This is a genomic window from Pelomonas parva (assembly GCF_043555835.1).
Taxonomy (GTDB): Bacteria; Pseudomonadota; Gammaproteobacteria; order Burkholderiales; family Burkholderiaceae_C; genus Pelomonas; species Pelomonas parva.
In genome coordinates, this window is sequence record NZ_JBIGHV010000009.1 from 72,515 (window position 1) to 88,459 (window position 15,945).

A 15,945-nucleotide genomic window follows, 5' to 3' on the forward strand; every position below is an offset into this window, starting at 1 on the left:
CTACAGCAGTTCGACCGCCATCGCCGTCGCTTCGCCGCCGCCAATGCACAGCGCCGCCAGCCCACGCTTCAAGCCACGCGCCTTCAACGCACCCAGCAGCGTGACGACGATGCGCGCGCCGCTGGCGCCGATCGGGTGGCCCAGCGCGACCGCGCCGCCGTTGACGTTGACGATGTCGTGCGGCAGCTTGAACTCGGCCATCGCGGCCATCGTCACGGCGGCGAAGGCCTCGTTGACTTCCCACAGTTCCACGTCGGACGCCGCCCAGCCGGCCTTGGCCAGCGCCTTCTGGATGGCACCGACCGGCGCGGTCGTGAACCAGTCCGGCGCCTGGGCGTGCACCGAGTGGCTGACGATGCGGGCCACGGGCGTCAGGCCACGTGCCTTGGCCGTGCTCTCTCGCATCAGCACCAGCGCGGCGGCGCCGTCGGAGATGCTGGACGACGTAGCGGCGGTGATCGCACCGTCCTTCTTGAAGGCGGGCTTGAGCGCCGGGATCTTGTCGAGCTTGGCCTTGAAGGGTTGCTCGTCGAACTTCACCACCGTGTCGCCCTTGGGCGAGCTGAGCGTGACCGGCGCGATCTCCCAGTCGAACGCGCCGCTCTCGTTGGCGGCCTTAGCGCGCTGCGTGGACGTGATGGCGAACTGGTCCATCGCCTCGCGGCTGAAAGCGTACTTGGCGACGCACTGCTCGGCGAACACGCCCATGGCCTTGCCGCGCTCGTAGGCGTCTTCCAGGCCGTCGATGGCCATGTGGTCGTACATCTGCGCCGCGCCGTACTTGACGCCCTTGCGCGCGAACATCAGGTGGGGCGCGTTGGTCATGCTTTCCATGCCGCCCGCCACGACGACCTCGGCCGAGCCGGCGGCCAGCATGTCGTGGCCGAACATCATGGCGCGCATGCCGGAGCCGCACATCTTGCTCAGCGTCACGGCGCCTGCCGAATCGGGCAGGCCGGCCTTGCGCACGGCCTGGCGGGCGGGTGCCTGGCCCTGGCCGGCCATCAGGCAATTGCCCATCAGCACTTCATCGACGGCATCGCCCGGCACGCCGGCACGTTCGACGGCGGCTTGAATAGCGACAGCGCCCAGCTCCCAGCCGGCCAGGCCGGCGAAATCACCCAGCAGGCCGCCGATGGGGGTGCGGGCGGCGGACACGATGACGATTGTCTCGGACATGTTTTGGACTCCGTTGGTAGACGAAGCCGTCATTCTCGCGCGCTGGATCAGCGCAGCGTCGCGGGCGGAACGATGCCGCACTCCGCGGGGCGGACATCCGGCTCCAGGCGCCGCACGGCCTGGCAGAACTCGTTCCAGAAGGCACGCGTCCAGCCCGGGTGGCGCTGCTCGAAGGCGGGCGACGCCGGCATGAAATAAGGCAGGCGAGCCACGACCGGCGACCATTCGACGAGGCCGGCGCGCTCCTCGGGCGTCAACGCCTCGCGCGTCGTCAACAGCAGGTCGAAGCGATCCACTTTCAGCATGGCCACGCCGGCCTCCATCGCCTGCACCGGCTCGACCCGCCAGCCCCGGTCGCGGGCGATGGCCTCCTGCACCGACCCCACGACGACGCCGACGCGCCAGCGGGGCGACAGGCGCTGCCCCGTCCAGCCGGCATCGGGCGTTGTGCCGGCGCGGGCGAACAAGGCCAGGTTGCCGAACACCGGCGCCCAGGCCAGATCGGGCCGGCCCTGCATGTCGAGCGGGAAGCGCAGCACCCGCAGCCGCTCCGGCGTGACGCCGTACAGCAGCGCGAAGTCCAGGCCGCCCTGCGTCAGCGACGCACTCAGCCGCCGGCCGGGCAGGCGCACCAGGTCGCCCTTGCAGCCCAGGCGCTTGAGGGCGTCGCGCACGGCGTCCACCTCCCAGCCCGGCGGGTCGGCGAAGCGCGTTCCCTGACCCATCAGCCCGGGCGGCGTGGCGCTGTCGTTGAAGCCGATGCGCAGGGGCTGCGGGCAGGCCGGCGCGGCCGCGGCCATCGTCCACGCGCATCCCGCCCACACGGCCAGCCCAAGCCTCCATCTCATGCAAGAAGTTTAGGTGCGGGCCTGTTCATTTCTGCGCGTTCGTCGCCACAAACGACAGGCCGGAACGCCTCTTCGCAGCTGTCGCATTCGTTCAACACGGCCTGCGGTGCCCAGTGCAGGATGGCGGCCATGAAAGCCACGACCCTGAACGACCTGCCCAGCCATCCAGACCGCTGGTGGGGCCTGCCCGTGCTGGCCGCGATGCGGCGCGACTATCTGGCCGTCATCACCGCCCAGCGGCCGCTGGGCGACCTGGTGCGCCAGCAGATCCTCGGCGAGCGCGGCGTCGATGTCTTCGACCCCGAACTGCTGCGCGCCATCCTGGTGGACCACGCCGACGCGCTGGTGCGCTGGCAGCGCGGTGTCGAGGTGTTCGCCGAGCTGATGGGCCAGTCCGTGCTGGTGACCGAGGGTGCGACCTGGCAACGCCAGCGCCGCATGCTGATGCAGGCTTTCACGCCCAAGCGCGTAGCCGGCTACGCGGCACTGATGACCGAGGCCGCCACCGCCGCGCTGGACGGTGTGGCAGAAGGTGAGGTGGCGATGGACCCGCTGTTCAGCCGCCTGACGATGGACGTCATCTCGCGCACGCTGTTCAGCACACCCATCGGCAGCGACACCGCGGCGGCGGCCAACGCGGTGCAGGTGCTCAGCGAGACGGCGCTGCGCGAGATGTTCTGGCCGACGACGCTGCCCGACTGGTTGCCCCTGCCCGGCAAGGCCGCCAAGCGCCGCGCGTCACGGCTGCTGAACGCCCTGCTCGCAGGGCACATCGATGCGCGCCGCGCGTCTTCGGAGATCAAGCCCGATCTGCTGGGCATGCTGATGGCGCTGCGCGACGAGGTGAGCGGCGAGGCGCTGTCGCCGCAGGAGGTCTACGACCAGTGCATGGTCAGCTTCCAGGCCGGCCACGAGACCAGCGCGACGGCGCTGCTGTGGTGGAGCTGGCTGCTGGCCGCCCACCCCGAGGCGCAGGCGCAGGCGCGTGCCGAGGTCGACGCGGTGCTGTCCGGGCGCACGCCGACGGCCGACGACGCGAGCGCGCTGCCCTACCTGTCCGCCACGCTGAAGGAGGCCATGCGGCTGTACCCACCCATCGCCGCGATGCTGACACGGCGGCTGACGCGCGACATCACCGTCGGCGGCGTGCACCTGCCGGCCCGCACCCTGGTGCGCGTGACACCCTGGCTGCTGCACCGCGACCCACGCTGGTGGCCGGACGCACCGCTGCAGTTCAAGCCCGAGCGCTTCCTTGGCGACCCCGCGCACGCCATCCCGCGCGGCGCCTACATCCCGTTCGGGCTGGGCCCGCGGGTCTGCCTGGGCCAGCATTTCGCCACGCTGGAGATGACGCTCATCGCCGCGCTGCTGCTGCAGCGTTTTGAGCTGAGCCCCGCCAGCGCCGAGCCGCCAAGGCCGCGCATGGCCGTCACGCTGCGGCCCGACGGCGGGCTGACGCTGCGGCTGACCAGGAGACCCGCTTGAACGCCTGGCTCGTGGCTGCCGCCGCGCTCGTCTTCGTCACCGGCCTCGCGCACTCGTGGCTGGGCGAGCTGATGGTCTTTCGCCAGTTGCGCGACGGCGGTGTGGTGCCCAGCGGTGGCGCTCCGGTCCTGCGTGGCTTCCAGACGCGCATCCTGTGGGCCAGTTGGCATCTCGTGACGGTGCTGGCCTGGGCCTTCGCGGCGCTGCTGCTGTGGCTGGCGCAACCGGCGGCGCGGGCGGCCTCGGGCGGCGTCGTCGAAGGCATCGCCGCCGCGGCGCTCACGGCCGGCGCCGGCCTGGTGTTGTGGAGCAACCGCAGCCGTCACCCGGCCTGGATCGCGCTGCTGGCGACCGCAGCGCTGGTGCTGATGTCTCAGCGGTAGAAGGCTTCCACCACGCCCTTGAGCTTGATGCACAGCGGCCGGCCCTTGCGGTCCAGCGTCTTGCCGGCGGGTACCTTGACCCAGCCTTCGCTGATGCAATATTCCTCCACGTCCTGGCGATCCTTGCCGTTGAAGCGGATGCCGATGTCGTGCTCGAAGACGGCGGCGACGTGGTGGGGGCTGCGCGGGTCGACGCTGAGGTGGTCGGGGAGTTCGGGGCGGGTGGCTTCGGACATGGAGGTTCAGGTGCGGTGAGGCAGGGCGCGCATTGTCCCTGAGCTGGGGATACCGGTTCGCGCCGCCGGGGCCGAGCATCGCGCCCATGAACGAAGAGATCAGCGAGATCACCCAGCTGTTGTCGGCCCTGGCCGGCGGCCAGGCCGACGCACGTGACCGTCTTTACACCTTGCTCTACCCCGAGCTGAAGCGCCTGGCGCGCAGCCACCTCGCCGGCCACGCGCCAATGACGCTGGAACCGGCGGCGCTGATCCATGAGGTGTGGCTGAAGAGTGCGGGGCGCGAAGGGGCGCTGCACCGCGGCCAGTTCTTTGCGCATGCCAGCAAGGTCATGCGCAGCGTCATCGTCGACCATGTGCGCGAGCGCTATGCCGACAAGCGCGGCGGCGGCCTGAACGTGACGCTGTCGACCACCGCGATGGACCAGCTCGCGCCCCCCGACGTGCTCAAGCTCGACGAGGTGCTGCAGACCCTGGAGCGCGCCGACGGCCGGGCGCACCAGGTCGTGCAGATGCGTTTCTTCGGCGGGCTGGAGCTGGAGGAGATCGCCGAGGTGCTGGAGGTGTCGGTGCCAACGGTCAAGCGCGATTGGCGCAAGGCGCGGGCCTTTCTGTTCGATGCTCTGCAAACGTGAACACCCTTGATCGGGCCGGCGTGCTGGCGGCCTTTGACGCCTGGCAGGACGCGAGCCCCGCCGAACGCGAAGCCCTGCTGGCAGAGCTGCCACCGGCGCAACGTGAGCGGCTCGAAGCGCTCATCAGAGCCGACCGCGACGCCGAAGCGCAGGACTTCCTCGCCGAGCCGGCCGCGCTCCCTGCCGCCCCCGAACTGGCCGGTCAAGTGCTCGGAGCCTGGACACTGGTTGCCCCGCTCGGCAGCGGCGGCATGGGCGAGGTGTGGCGCGCGCGGCGCAGCGACGGCGCCCACCAGGGCGAGGCGGCCATCAAGCTGCTGCACAGCCCCTGGCGCGGCGAGGCGGCGCGGGCGCGCTTCCACCGCGAGGGCGAGCTGCTGGCGCGGCTGACACACCCGCACATCGCCCAGCTGCTGGACGTCGGCGAGGCGCTGCTGGGCGGCACGCGCACGCGCTACCTGGTGCTGGAGCTGGTGGAGGGCGAGCGCATCGACAGCTGGTGCGACGCACGCAGCCTGGACGTGGCCGCGCGGCTGCGGCTGTTCCTGCAGGTCTGCGACGCGGTGGCCCACGCGCAGGCGCGGCTGGTGGTGCACCGCGACCTGAAGCCCGGCAACATCCTCGTCACGGCCGAGGGGCAGGTGAAGCTGCTGGACTTCGGCGTCGCCAAGCTGCTCGCGGACGACACCGATCACGAGCTGACCGCGCAGGCCGCCGCCGGCCTCACGCCCGAGTACGCCGCGCCCGAGCAGCTGCGCGGCGAACCGGTCAGCACCGCCACCGACGTGTACGCGCTGGGCCGCCTGCTGTGCCTGCTGCTGACCGGCAAACGAGAGCCTGGCCCGGCGCTGCGCGGCGAGCTGGCGCTGATCGTCGCCAAGGCCCAGAAGGCCCGGCCCGAGGAGCGCTATGCCGGCACCAGCGCGCTGGCCGACGACGTGCGCCGGCATCTCGGCCACCAGCCCATCAGCGCCCGGCCGGACTCGCTCGCTTATCGCAGCGCCAAGTTCGCGCGCCGCTACCGGCTGCAGCTGGCCGCGCTGGGCCTGGTGGTCGCCAGCCTGCTGGCCGGCGTCGCCACGACGACCTGGCAATGGCAGCAGGCTCGCCTGGAGGCCGAGCGCACGCGCCGCGTGCAAAGCGTGCTGACCGAGCTGCTGGCCGGGCTTAGCCCCGACGCGTCGGGCAGCGCCACCGTGCCGATGATCGAGCTGCTGCGGCGCAGCTGGACCGAGGCCAAGCGGCGCTTGGGCGACGACACGACGTTGCTGGCCGAGGTGGCGCGGCCGCTGGGGCTGCTGCTGGCGCAGAACGGCGACCCCGCGCTGGCGCACGAGGCGCTGCAGCTCAGCAGGGATCAGGCCGTGCGCCAAGGCCGCACGGCAAGCAGGGAACAACGCGAGGTGGCCTTTGAGCTGGCCACCGTGCTGCGCCACCAGGGCGAGGCGACCCGAGCCGAGCCGCTATTGCGAGAAGTGACCAGCTCGGGCAGCGATGAGTTCGCACTGTTTGCGCGCGCCAGCCTGGGCGAGATCGCGCTGGATGCCGGCCGCCTGGATGAGGCGCGCGCACTGCTGACGCAGACTGTCACCGAGGCGCAGACCCGGCATTCGGCGCAGCACCGCGCCTACGTCAAGGCAGCGGACCTGCTGGCCACGGTGGCCCGCGCACAAGGGCAATGGGGCGAGGCACGGCAATGGTTCGCCGCCGTCGCGGCCGCGACCGAGTCTGCGCGGCCGGTGGATGCTGCCATCGCGCGCCTATCGGCCGCCACGCTGGAGGTGGAGCTGGGCCGCTACGTGCAGGCGGTGCCGCTGTTGCGCGACGCGGTGCAGGCGCTCACCCGCGTGATGGGCAGCCAACACACGCACACGCTCTACGCTCGCGCCTGGTGGGCGACAGCGCTGTTCCACCACGGCCAGCCAGAGGCCGCGCTGGTGCAGGCACGTCAGGCCCTGGCGGACGCCAGCGCAGCAGCCGATCCCGACACGCGGCCGCTGCTCGGCCTCATCCTGGCGCGGCTGGAACTGCGCACCGGCCTGCCGGCCGCAGCCGAACCGCGGCTACGCGCCGCCTGGGCCCACTTTTCACCGACCGCCGGCTCGACCTGGGCCTGGCGCGCGCAACTGCTGCAGGGCGAAGCGGAGCTGCGCCGCCACCGCCCGCAACTGGCCCTGCCGTGGCTGCAGGGCGCACACGACAGCGGTGCGGCGGACCCGGCCGACCGCTGGCTGGGACTCGCCCTGCTGGGCCTGGCTCATCTGGAGCTGGGCCAGGTCGACACGGCCCGGCGGCACCTCGACGACGCAGCGAGGGCGGCCGACCTCGGCCTGCCGCCTGGCCACCCGGACCGGCTGCGCACCCAAGCCCTTGCCGCCGTGGCCGCCTGGACGCTCGATCCCGACGCCCGGCCGCGCGCGCAGGCCGCGCTGGCGCTGTACGGCCAGGCGCTGGACACTCGGGCCGACGCGGCCCGAGTGCGCGCCGAGCTGACGTCTCTGTCCTCTTCTCCACGCCCGCCCCGGGCCGCTCACATCGCGCTGCTGCGCTACTGAAAGGAACAATATGCGCCACTTCATCACAGGCCCGCTTGGACTGCTGCTGAGCCTCTGCGCGGCCATCGCCGTTGCGAACACCGCCGTGCAGGCGACCCCTACGCCGGCAGCAAAGGCCGCCAAGGTCACGCCCGCCGCCAGCGCCACGACGGCCGGCACCGCCACGGGCACCGGCAGCGTGCCGAAGGCAGGCGGCTCTGGCGGCGGCATCGGCAGCAACAAAGGCGTCAGCGGCCAGCAGATCGGCCCCAAGAAGCCCAAGTGCCCCGACCCGACCGGCGTCTGCCCGGCCGAGAAGGTCATCAGCAAGTGAATCAGGCGCGGCGGCTGAATCTCAGCCGCCGCCGTCCTTTCACCCCTTCTTCACCTGCAAGGTCACGTCGTACTTGCCACCGTCGCCAACGATGGTCAGCATCTTGCTCTTCGGGCCGGCGGCCACATTGAGCAGGTTGGCGCTGAGCGCGAACTCCTTCGTGCCGCCCACGCGGTCGTCGAAGTTGGGCGCGCCGGTGGGGATGCCCAAGGCGGCATGGATGTCGGCCTTGAGCTTGTTGACGCGCTGCTCGCGCGTCATGCCCATCGATGCCGCCAGCGAGCTGACCGCCGCCGCCTTGGCCAGCCCGCGCGCGGTGCCGGCCTTGCCGTCATCGTGCTCCATCATCGACACGAGGATGACGGCATGGGCCGGGTTGGCGATGACCTTGGCCTGGCCCGACGGGCCCCAGGCGTTGCGGCGCCAGATGATGAAGGGCAGGTCGTTGGGGTCCACGCCCGGCGGGATGGGTTGCGTGGTGCGGGTCTCGCCCTCATCCACGTCGCCCCAGGGGCCGTAGAGAGTGACCTCGGCGTTGGGCAGCAGCGGGTTGCTCAGGTCGACGGCGGTGACGAGCACATAGGGCTCGTCCGAGCCGACCTCGTCGGTCTCGATCTTGCACTTGATCTTGGTCAGGGCGATGGTGACGGGCAATGCGGCCATGATGGTCTCCGGTGGTTGAAGCGCGGCGACATGCCGGGCTTGTCAACAAGGACGGAGAAACGCTCACTGGAAAGATCAGCGAGGTGACTATTCACCGCAGCAAGCCGGTTAGGCTGCGCCGCTCAACAGGGAGGCAAGACATGAAGGACGTTCTCACCGGCCTCGCGGCGCTGCTGCTGGCCATGTCCGCGCAGGCGCAGGAGGCGGCCCCGATCTGCAAGGTACCGCAGCCCAAGGTCTCAAACGTAGAGTGGCGCGGTCACGCGGCCTACCAGGCCAAGGCGCAAGTGAAGGACGGTCGCATCGTGGGCATGGTGGAGATCACGTCCTTGAAGGGTGGTGTCGATCGCCGTGCGCAGCGCCGGCTGACGCAAGCCATCGACGCCGCCCTGCGACGCGCCTCCTGCCAGCCTGGCGAACATGTGTTCGAGCAGCGCTTCGACTTCGACCTGCCCGTCAGCCCGGCAGCACCCGCCGCGTCGCAGGCGCGTTAGGTACGCCCCGGGGTTTCCCGGTGTGCCATGCGGCACACCGCGCAAAAGAGCGGAAACTGCGCGCCGTTCCCCCACAGGAGACCCCATGTTGAAGACCACCCGCCGCGCGGTGCTGGGCGCCATCAGCGCCGCCATGCTCGCGCTTGCCACCAGCCCCGCCACGGCAGCACCCCAGGCCGACCGCTGGCAGATTCCCGTCCACACGAAGAAGCTGGCCAACGGCCTGACCGTCGTCATCTCGCCGGACGCCAGTAGCCCGACCGTGGGCATCAGCGTGGTCTACAAGGTGGGCATGCGGCTGGAGCCGAAGAACCGCACCGGCTTCGCCCACCTGTTCGAGCACCTGATGTTCCAGGGCACGCCCAAGGCGCCCAAGGGCGTATTCGACCAGGTCATCACATCCGGCGGCGGCAACAACAACGGCTCGACCCGGCCCGACTTCACCAACTACATCGAGACCGCGCCGTCCTCGGCGCTGGAGACCATGCTGTGGCTGGAGGCCGACCGCATGACGACGCTGGACTTCAACGCCACGACGTTGAAGAACCAGCAGGACGTCGTGAAGGAGGAGATCCGCGTCAACGTGCAGAACGCGCCCTACGGCGGCTTCATGTGGATAGACATCGGCGGCCTGGCCTTCGACAAATGGGAGAACAAGCACGACGGCTACGGCAGCTTCGTGGACCTGGAGAACGCCAACCTGGACGACGTGCGCGCCTTCCACCGCGACTTCTACGGCCCGAACAACGCGGTGCTGTCCATTGCCGGTGACGTGACGCCGGCCCAGGGCTTTGCGCTGGCCGAGAAGTACTTCGGCAAGATCGCCGCGCGGCCGACACCCAAGCCCAGCGACTTCCGCGAAGGCCTGAACACCGCCGAGCGCCGCCTGACCCAGCCCGACAAGCTGGCCCAGGTGCCCGCCATCGCCGCCGCCTGGAAGCTGCCGGACCGCGGCAGCCGTGACCAGGCCCCGTTTGCCGTGCTGGGCCAGCTGCTGGCCGGCGGTGACGCGTCGCGCCTTTACCAGGGCCTGGTCAAGGGCCGCGAGCTGGCGCTGAACGTGAACTCGCTGTACGGCCTGACCAGCATCTGGGAGTACGACGGCCCCAGCCTGTTCACCGTGTTCGCGCTCTACAAGCCCAACACGACGGCCGACGCGCTGCTGGTCGGCATCGACGAGGAAGTGGCCCGCATCGTCAAGGACGGTGTCGATGCCGCGACGCTGAAGAACCTGAAGACCGCGCTGCTGGCCGATTGGTACAACGGCGTGGAGATGTTCCTGAGCCGCGCCGACCGCCTGGCCAAGCTGCAGGCGCTGTGGGGCGACGCCACCGTCATCAACAAGGTGCCGGGCTGGATCGAGGGCGTCACGTCCGCCGACGTGCAGCGTGTGGCCGCCACCTACCTGACGAAGGCCAACCGCTCGGTCATCGACCGCAAGCCCGCCGCCATGCTGGCCGCGCCGGCCCCGGCCGCCTCTGCCGCCAAGCCGGCTTCCCAACCTTGATGCCGGAGCCGTCATGAAAATCATCCCCTCCTCCTTCCGCCTCGGTTTCATCGCCGCCGCGCTGACCCTGGCAGGCGCCGCGCAGGCCGCCACCGTTGCCCTGCCCGCCGAGCTGCCGCCGTTCGGCAAGGACAAGCCGCTGGCCGTGCCCAACATCACCCAACAGACGCTGCCCAACGGCCTGCAGGTCTGGGTGGTGCCCCGCAACGGCATCCCGCGCGTGGACTACGTACTGGCCGTGCGCGGCGCCGGCTTCAGTGCCGACGCGGCAGACGCGCCGGGCCGCGCCAAGCTGCTGGCGGGCCTGCTGTCCGAAGGCACGGCGCAGCGCAGCTCCAGGCAGATCGCCGAGGCCGCCCAGGCCATGGGCGGTGGCGTGGGCGCGGGCGCCAGCAACGACGGCATCAGCGTCTACGGCAATGCGCTGGCCTCGCACGCCGGCGCGATGGCCAGGCTGCTGGCCGAGGTCGCCCGCCAGCCGGCCTTCCCCGAGAGCGAGGTCCAACTCGCCAAGACCAATGCGCTGCAAGGCCTGAAGGCCGCCAGCACGCAGCCGGCCTTCCGCGCCGCCAAGGCGCTGGACGGCGCCATCTACGGCAGCCACGCCTACGGCCGCACGCAGGAGACCGAGGCCGCCATCCAGGCGGTGACGGCCGAGGGCCTGCGCGCCGAGCATGCACGGCGCTTCCGCCCGGACCGGGCGCTGCTGGTCATCACGGGCCGCATCGACTCGGCCGCCGCGCTGAAGCTGGCCCGCGAGGCCTTCGGCGACTGGAAGGCCAGCGGCGATGCGGTGCCCGACGTGGCGCCGCCCGCCGCGACCGCGCCGGTGCAGCGCCTGCTGCTGGAGCGCCCGGGCAGCGTGCAGGCCACGCTGCGCCTGGGCCGCCCCGGCATGCCGGCCAGCGGCGACGAGCAGGTCGCGCTGCGGCTGACCAGCACCGTCATCGGCACCGGCTTCTCGAGTCGCTTGAACCAGAACCTGCGCGAGGAGAAGGGCTACACCTACGGCGCCCGTGCCGGCGGCCAGTCCTGGCGTGTCGGCGGCGCCATCACCGGCGGCGCCGACGTGCGCAACGAGGTGACGGCGGCGGCCATGACCGAGTACGTCAAGGAGTACCGCCGCATCGGCGCCGAGCCCGTGCCCGAGGACGAGCTGGCGATGAACAAGCGCTACATGGCCGGCAGCTACCTCGTCAGCACGCAACTGCAGGGCTCGGTGGCGCGCCAGCTCGCCGGCAACTGGCTGGTGGGCCTGCCGGCGGACTTCCTCGGCAAGTTCGTGCCGGCGCTGCAGAAGGTCACGGCCGCCGAGGTGCAGGCGGTGGGCAAGAAGTACTTCAACCCGGACGAGCAGAGCTGGGTGGTGGTGGGCGACTCCGCCAAGATCGCCGAGCAGCTGAAGGCGTTCGGCGAGTTCACGACGGTCAAGCCCTGAGCCGTTGACCGAGCGGGCCCGGGCAGTCGCTGCCCGGGTCGTGCCCTAGGATGAAGTCCTATCCCGGGGACATGGCATCGGTGCGCGTCGACGAAGAAATCACCTTCCGCAGGCTGGAGATCCTGCTGGCCTTCATGGAGACCGGCAACCTGGCGCGCGCGGCCGACTTGCTGGGCACCAGCGCCGTCAGCGTGCACCGCGCGCTGCATGCGCTGGAAGCGGGCCTGCGCTGCGCGCTGTTTCGGCACGAGGGCCGCAACCTGCACCCCACCGAGGCCGCGCAGGCGCTGGCCGAGGTGGCACGCGAGGTGCTGCGCACGATGAACGAGGGCATCCGCTCGACGCGCGAGGTGGCCGGCTACTCGGCCGACCGCATCCGCATCGGCTCGCTGTACTCGCTGAGCCACCACACCGTGCCGGCGCTGGTGATGGCCATGAAGCTGCGCAAGCCCGACGTGCAGACCGAGCTGGTGCTGGGCTCCAACGCCGACCTGCTGCAGAAGCTGCGCGACGGCGCCGTCGATGCCGCGCTGATGGGTTCGCCCGAGGGCACGGCCGACCTGGAGACCGAGCCGCTGTTCGTCGACGACATCTTCTTCGCCGCGCCCGCCGGCTCGCGCTACGCGGCGCTCGACGAGATCGACCTGGCCAGCTGTGCCGACGAGCGCTTCGTCACGCTGACCGAAGGCTTCGTCACCTACAGCGGCTTCATGGAGGCCTTCAAGGTGGCCGGCTTCACGCCCAACGTGGTGATGAAGACGGGCGACATCTTTTCGCTGATGAACCTGGTCAGTGGCGGGCTGGGCTGCACGCTGCTGCCCGGCCGTGTGCGCAGCGTGATGCCGCAGACGGTGCAGTTCATCCCGCTGGCTCCGAAGTACCTGATGCGCCAGACCATCGGCCTGCACTTCCTGCGCACGCGTGAGCGTGACCCCAACCTGCTGGCACTGCTGGCCGTGTGCCGGCTGGCGCGGGCCGATGCGGGCTGAGCCACAGGTTTACCCGCGATCGTTCCGGCCAGCGTAAAGGTCGGGCCTCGCGCTGCATTGATCGCTCCTGAGGGGCTGCGTACCTTCCGCACCCACAAGAACGGCGCAACACGTGCCGTCCGCCACAACGGCAGGAGACAGATCAATGAGCGCTCACTGGATATCCATCTACGCACTGGCCGCGATGTTCGTCGTGGCCACCGTGCTGCCCATCAACATGGGCGTGATCGCCTTCGTGGGCGCCTTCCTCGTCGGCACGCTGGCCGCCGGCATGAACGCCAAGGCCATCATGGCCGGCTTTCCGGCCGACCTGTTCCTGACGCTCGTGGGCATCACCTACCTGTTCGCGCTGGCGCAGAACAACGGCACCATCGACTGGCTGGTGCGGCTGGCGGTGCGGGCGGTGCGCGGCCGCATTGCGGCCATCCCGTGGATCATGTTCTTCATCGCGGCCTTGCTGACCTCGGTCGGCGCGGTCAGCCCGGCGGCGGTGGCCATCATTGCGCCCATCGCGCTGGGCTTCGCGGCCAGGTACGGCATCAACCCGCTGCTGATGGGCCTGATGGTGGTGCACGGCGCGCAGGGCGGCGGCTTCTCGCCGATCAGCATCTACGGCGGCATCACCAACAAGATCGTCGCCAAGGCCGGCCTGCCGCTGAGCGAGATGACGACCATGCTGGCCAGCCTGGGCGTCAACCTGTCGGTGTCGCTGCTGCTGTTCTTCCTGCTGGGCGGCATGAAGCTGCTGCGCCAGAAGGCCGATGCCAGCGGCGCCATGCCGGCCGTCGGCCGCGTGGCGCATGGCCAGGGCGGCGCGCAGATCTACGGCGATGCCGAGGGCGAGGCGCTGTCCGAGGAACGCCGCACGGCCACGCCGGACGGCGATTCGCTGATGGATGCCGCGCCGGGCGGCAACACGCAGGCCGGGTCGCGCGGCTACCAGCTCGCCACCGTCGGCGGCCTGATCGCGCTGGCCGTGCTGACGCTGTTCTACAAGCTGGACATCGGCTTCGTGGCCATCACCATCGGCCTGCTGCTGACGCTGATGGCGCCCAACCTGCAGAAGCGCGCACTGGGCCAGGTGTCGTGGCCCGAGATCATGCTGATCGTCGGCGTCAGCACCTATGTGGGCGTGATGGACAAGATGGGCACGATCAACTTCGTCGGCCACAGCGTGGCGGGCCTGACCTCGCCGCTGATGGCCGCGCTGCTGCTGTGCTTCGTCGGCGCCGTCGTGTCGGCCTTTGCGTCGTCGACGGCCGTGCTGGGCTCGCTGATACCGCTTGCGGTGCCGTTCCTGCAGGGCGACACGGGCGTCAGCGCCATCGGCTTCATCGCGGCGATGGCGGTGTCGTCGACCATCGTCGACGTCAGCCCCTTCTCCACCAACGGCGCGCTGGTGCTGGCCAATGCCAAGGGCATCGACCGCGATGTGTTCTTCCGGCAACTGATGACCTATGGCGCCATCGTGACGGTGGTGGCCCCGGTGCTGGTCTGGCTGCTCTTCGTCGTGCTGTGAAGGATCGGATGCCCATGAACGCCAAGCAATGGAACACCAAGGCCGAGGACCGCGCCGCTCGGTTGGCGCGAGCGGCCGAGGCACTGGGCCCGCGGCTGGCCGGCAAGCGGGTCCAGGCTGATGCCATCGGGCAATTGCTCGAAGCAGTCATCGCGCCCGGCGACCGTGTCTGCCTGGAGGGCAACAACCAGAAGCAGGCCGACTTCCTGGCCAAGGCGCTGGTGCAGGTGGACCCGCAGCGCGTGCACCACCTGCACATGGTGCAGTCGGTGCTGGCGCTGCCCGAGCATCTGGACGTGTTCGAGAACGGCATCGCCTCGCGGCTGGACTTCAGCTTCAGCGGCCCGCAGGGCGCGCGGCTGGCGCAGCTGGTGTCGCGCAACCAGATCGAGATTGGCGCCATCCACACCTACCTGGAGCTGTTCGCTCGCTACTTCGTCGACCTGACGCCCAAGGTGGCGCTGGTGGCCGCGCACGCGGCCGACGCCCAGGGCAACCTCTACACCGGCCCCAACACCGAGGACACGCCGGCCATCGTCGAGGCGACGGCCTTCTCGGGCGGCATCGTCATCGCCCAGGTCAACGAGATCGTGGCGGAGGGGAGTGCCCTGCCGCGCATCGACATCCCGGCCGACTGGGTCAGCTTCGTCGTCAAGGCGCCGCGCCCCAACGTCATCGAGCCGCTGTTCACACGCGACCCAGGGCAGATCAGCGAGATCCAGGTCTTGATGGCCATGATGGCCATCAAGGGCATCTACGGCGAATACGGCGTGCAGCGCCTGAACCACGGCATCGGCTTCGACACGGCGGCCATCGAGCTGCTGCTGCCGACTTATGGCGAATCGCTGGGGCTGAAGGGCAAGATAGCCAAGCACTGGGCGTTGAACCCGCACCCGGCGCTGATCCCGGCCATCGAGGCCGGCTGGGTCGAGTCGGTGCACTCCTTCGGCTCCGAGCTGGGCATGGAGGACTACATCCGCGCCCGCTCCGACGTCTTCTTCACCGGCGCTGACGGCAGCCTGCGCAGCAACCGCGCCTTCTGCCAGGCAGCCGGCCACTACGCCTGCGACATGTTCATCGGCTCCACGCTGCAGATCGATCTCGACGGCAACAGCTCCACGGCGACGCTGGGCCGCATCGCCGGCTTCGGCGGCGCGCCCAACATGGGCGCCGACGCACGCGGCCGCCGCCACGCCAGCCCCGCCTGGCTGAAGGCCGGCCGCGAGGCGCGGCAGGGGCGCAGCGGCGCCGCCGGCACGCCGCGCGGGCAGAAGCTGGTGGTGCAGATGGTGGAGACCTTCCGCGAGCACATGCAGCCCGCCTTCGTCGACCGGCTCGACGCCTGGACGCTGCAGGAGCAGGCCGGCATGGCCCTGCCGCCCATCATGATCTACGGCGAGGACGTGTCGCACGTCCTGACCGAAGAAGGCATTGCCAACCTGCTGCTGTGCCGCAGCGATGCCGAGCGCGAGCAGGCGATCCGGGGCGTGGCCGGCTACACGGCGGTGGGCCTGGCAAGAGACAAGCGCGCGGTAGAGAACCTGCGTGACCGCGGCGTCATCCGCCGGCCGCAGGATCTGGGCATCGACCCTCGGCAGGCCACGCGCAACCTGCTGGCCGCGCGCAGCATGCGCGATCTGGTGACGGCCTCGGGCGGGCTGTACCAGCCGCCCAAGCGCTTCAGGAACTGGTAGCCAAGGA

General features: G+C 70.5%; 15 protein-coding genes. 11 read left to right on the forward strand and 4 right to left on the reverse strand.

Features of this window, described 5'->3' with window-relative positions:
• Complete coding sequence (locus tag ACG00Y_RS22195) at positions 1-1,179, reverse strand: acetyl-CoA C-acyltransferase (protein WP_394482681.1); 1,179 nt, start codon at positions 1,177-1,179, stop codon at positions 1-3.
• A 47-nt stretch (positions 1,180-1,226) separates the two neighbouring features.
• A complete protein-coding gene (locus ACG00Y_RS22200; RefSeq protein ID WP_394482683.1) occupies positions 1,227-2,027 on the reverse strand; it encodes a substrate-binding periplasmic protein in 801 nt (266 codons plus the stop codon).
• A gap of 129 nt (positions 2,028-2,156) precedes the next feature.
• Between ACG00Y_RS22200 and ACG00Y_RS22205 the strand changes: the two genes are divergently transcribed.
• Entirely contained in the window at positions 2,157-3,512 is a 1,356-nt protein-coding gene (locus tag ACG00Y_RS22205) for a cytochrome P450 (protein WP_394482685.1), read from the forward strand.
• On the forward strand, positions 3,509-3,895 hold the full coding sequence (locus tag ACG00Y_RS22210; RefSeq protein WP_394482687.1) for a hypothetical protein: 387 nt from the start codon (positions 3,509-3,511) through the stop codon (positions 3,893-3,895). The genes ACG00Y_RS22205 and ACG00Y_RS22210 overlap by 4 nt, the downstream gene beginning before the upstream one ends.
• Here ACG00Y_RS22210 and ACG00Y_RS22215 read toward each other — a convergent pair.
• On the reverse strand, positions 3,886-4,131 hold the full coding sequence (locus ACG00Y_RS22215) for a DUF3297 family protein (RefSeq protein WP_394482688.1): 246 nt from the start codon (positions 4,129-4,131) through the stop codon (positions 3,886-3,888). The genes ACG00Y_RS22210 and ACG00Y_RS22215 overlap by 10 nt on opposite strands.
• An 86-nt stretch (positions 4,132-4,217) precedes the next feature.
• On the opposite strand from ACG00Y_RS22215, the gene ACG00Y_RS22220 reads away from it, so the two are divergent.
• The 3 genes from ACG00Y_RS22220 to ACG00Y_RS22230 are packed head-to-tail and all read left to right on the forward strand — an operon-like array spanning position 4,218 to position 7,634.
• Positions 4,218-4,766, forward strand: a complete 549-nt coding sequence (locus ACG00Y_RS22220; RefSeq protein ID WP_394482690.1) for an ECF-type sigma factor — start codon at positions 4,218-4,220, stop codon at positions 4,764-4,766.
• Positions 4,763-7,321, forward strand: coding sequence for a serine/threonine-protein kinase (locus ACG00Y_RS22225; protein ID WP_394482691.1), 2,559 nt, complete (start codon positions 4,763-4,765; stop codon positions 7,319-7,321). The genes ACG00Y_RS22220 and ACG00Y_RS22225 overlap by 4 nt, the downstream gene beginning before the upstream one ends.
• 10 nt (positions 7,322-7,331) lie before the next feature.
• Positions 7,332-7,634 carry a hypothetical protein gene (locus ACG00Y_RS22230; RefSeq protein ID WP_394482693.1) on the forward strand — a complete coding sequence of 101 codons (303 nt, stop codon included), beginning with the start codon at positions 7,332-7,334 and terminating at the stop codon, positions 7,632-7,634.
• Positions 7,635-7,673: 39 nt separating this feature from the next.
• Here ACG00Y_RS22230 and ACG00Y_RS22235 read toward each other — a convergent pair whose 3' ends face one another.
• Positions 7,674-8,297, reverse strand: coding sequence for a hypothetical protein (locus tag ACG00Y_RS22235; RefSeq protein WP_394482695.1), 624 nt, complete (start codon positions 8,295-8,297; stop codon positions 7,674-7,676).
• 140 nt (positions 8,298-8,437) lie between these two features.
• Here ACG00Y_RS22235 and ACG00Y_RS22240 point away from each other — a divergent pair, with 140 nt between their 5' ends.
• The 6 genes from ACG00Y_RS22240 (at position 8,438) to mdcA (ending at position 15,938) form a co-directional block, all read left to right on the forward strand.
• Positions 8,438-8,791, forward strand: coding sequence for a hypothetical protein (locus ACG00Y_RS22240; RefSeq protein ID WP_394482696.1), 354 nt, complete (start codon positions 8,438-8,440; stop codon positions 8,789-8,791).
• An 85-nt stretch (positions 8,792-8,876) separates the two neighbouring features.
• Positions 8,877-10,298 (forward strand): M16 family metallopeptidase, encoded by a 1,422-nt coding sequence (locus ACG00Y_RS22245; RefSeq protein ID WP_394482698.1) that lies wholly within the window; start codon positions 8,877-8,879, stop codon positions 10,296-10,298.
• A gap of 13 nt (positions 10,299-10,311) precedes the next feature.
• On the forward strand, positions 10,312-11,736 hold the full coding sequence (locus ACG00Y_RS22250) for a M16 family metallopeptidase (protein ID WP_394482699.1): 1,425 nt from the start codon (positions 10,312-10,314) through the stop codon (positions 11,734-11,736).
• A gap of 50 nt (positions 11,737-11,786) precedes the next feature.
• On the forward strand, positions 11,787-12,725 hold the full coding sequence (locus ACG00Y_RS22255) for a LysR family transcriptional regulator (RefSeq protein WP_394482700.1): 939 nt from the start codon (positions 11,787-11,789) through the stop codon (positions 12,723-12,725).
• A 145-nt stretch (positions 12,726-12,870) separates the two neighbouring features.
• On the forward strand, positions 12,871-14,244 hold the full coding sequence (locus ACG00Y_RS22260; RefSeq protein ID WP_394482702.1) for an SLC13 family permease: 1,374 nt from the start codon (positions 12,871-12,873) through the stop codon (positions 14,242-14,244).
• Between the two features lie 14 nt (positions 14,245-14,258).
• Positions 14,259-15,938: a malonate decarboxylase subunit alpha gene (mdcA, locus tag ACG00Y_RS22265; RefSeq protein WP_394482704.1), complete on the forward strand. Its 1,680-nt coding sequence runs from the start codon at positions 14,259-14,261 to the stop codon at positions 15,936-15,938.
• The last annotated feature ends 7 nt before the right edge of the window (positions 15,939-15,945 follow it).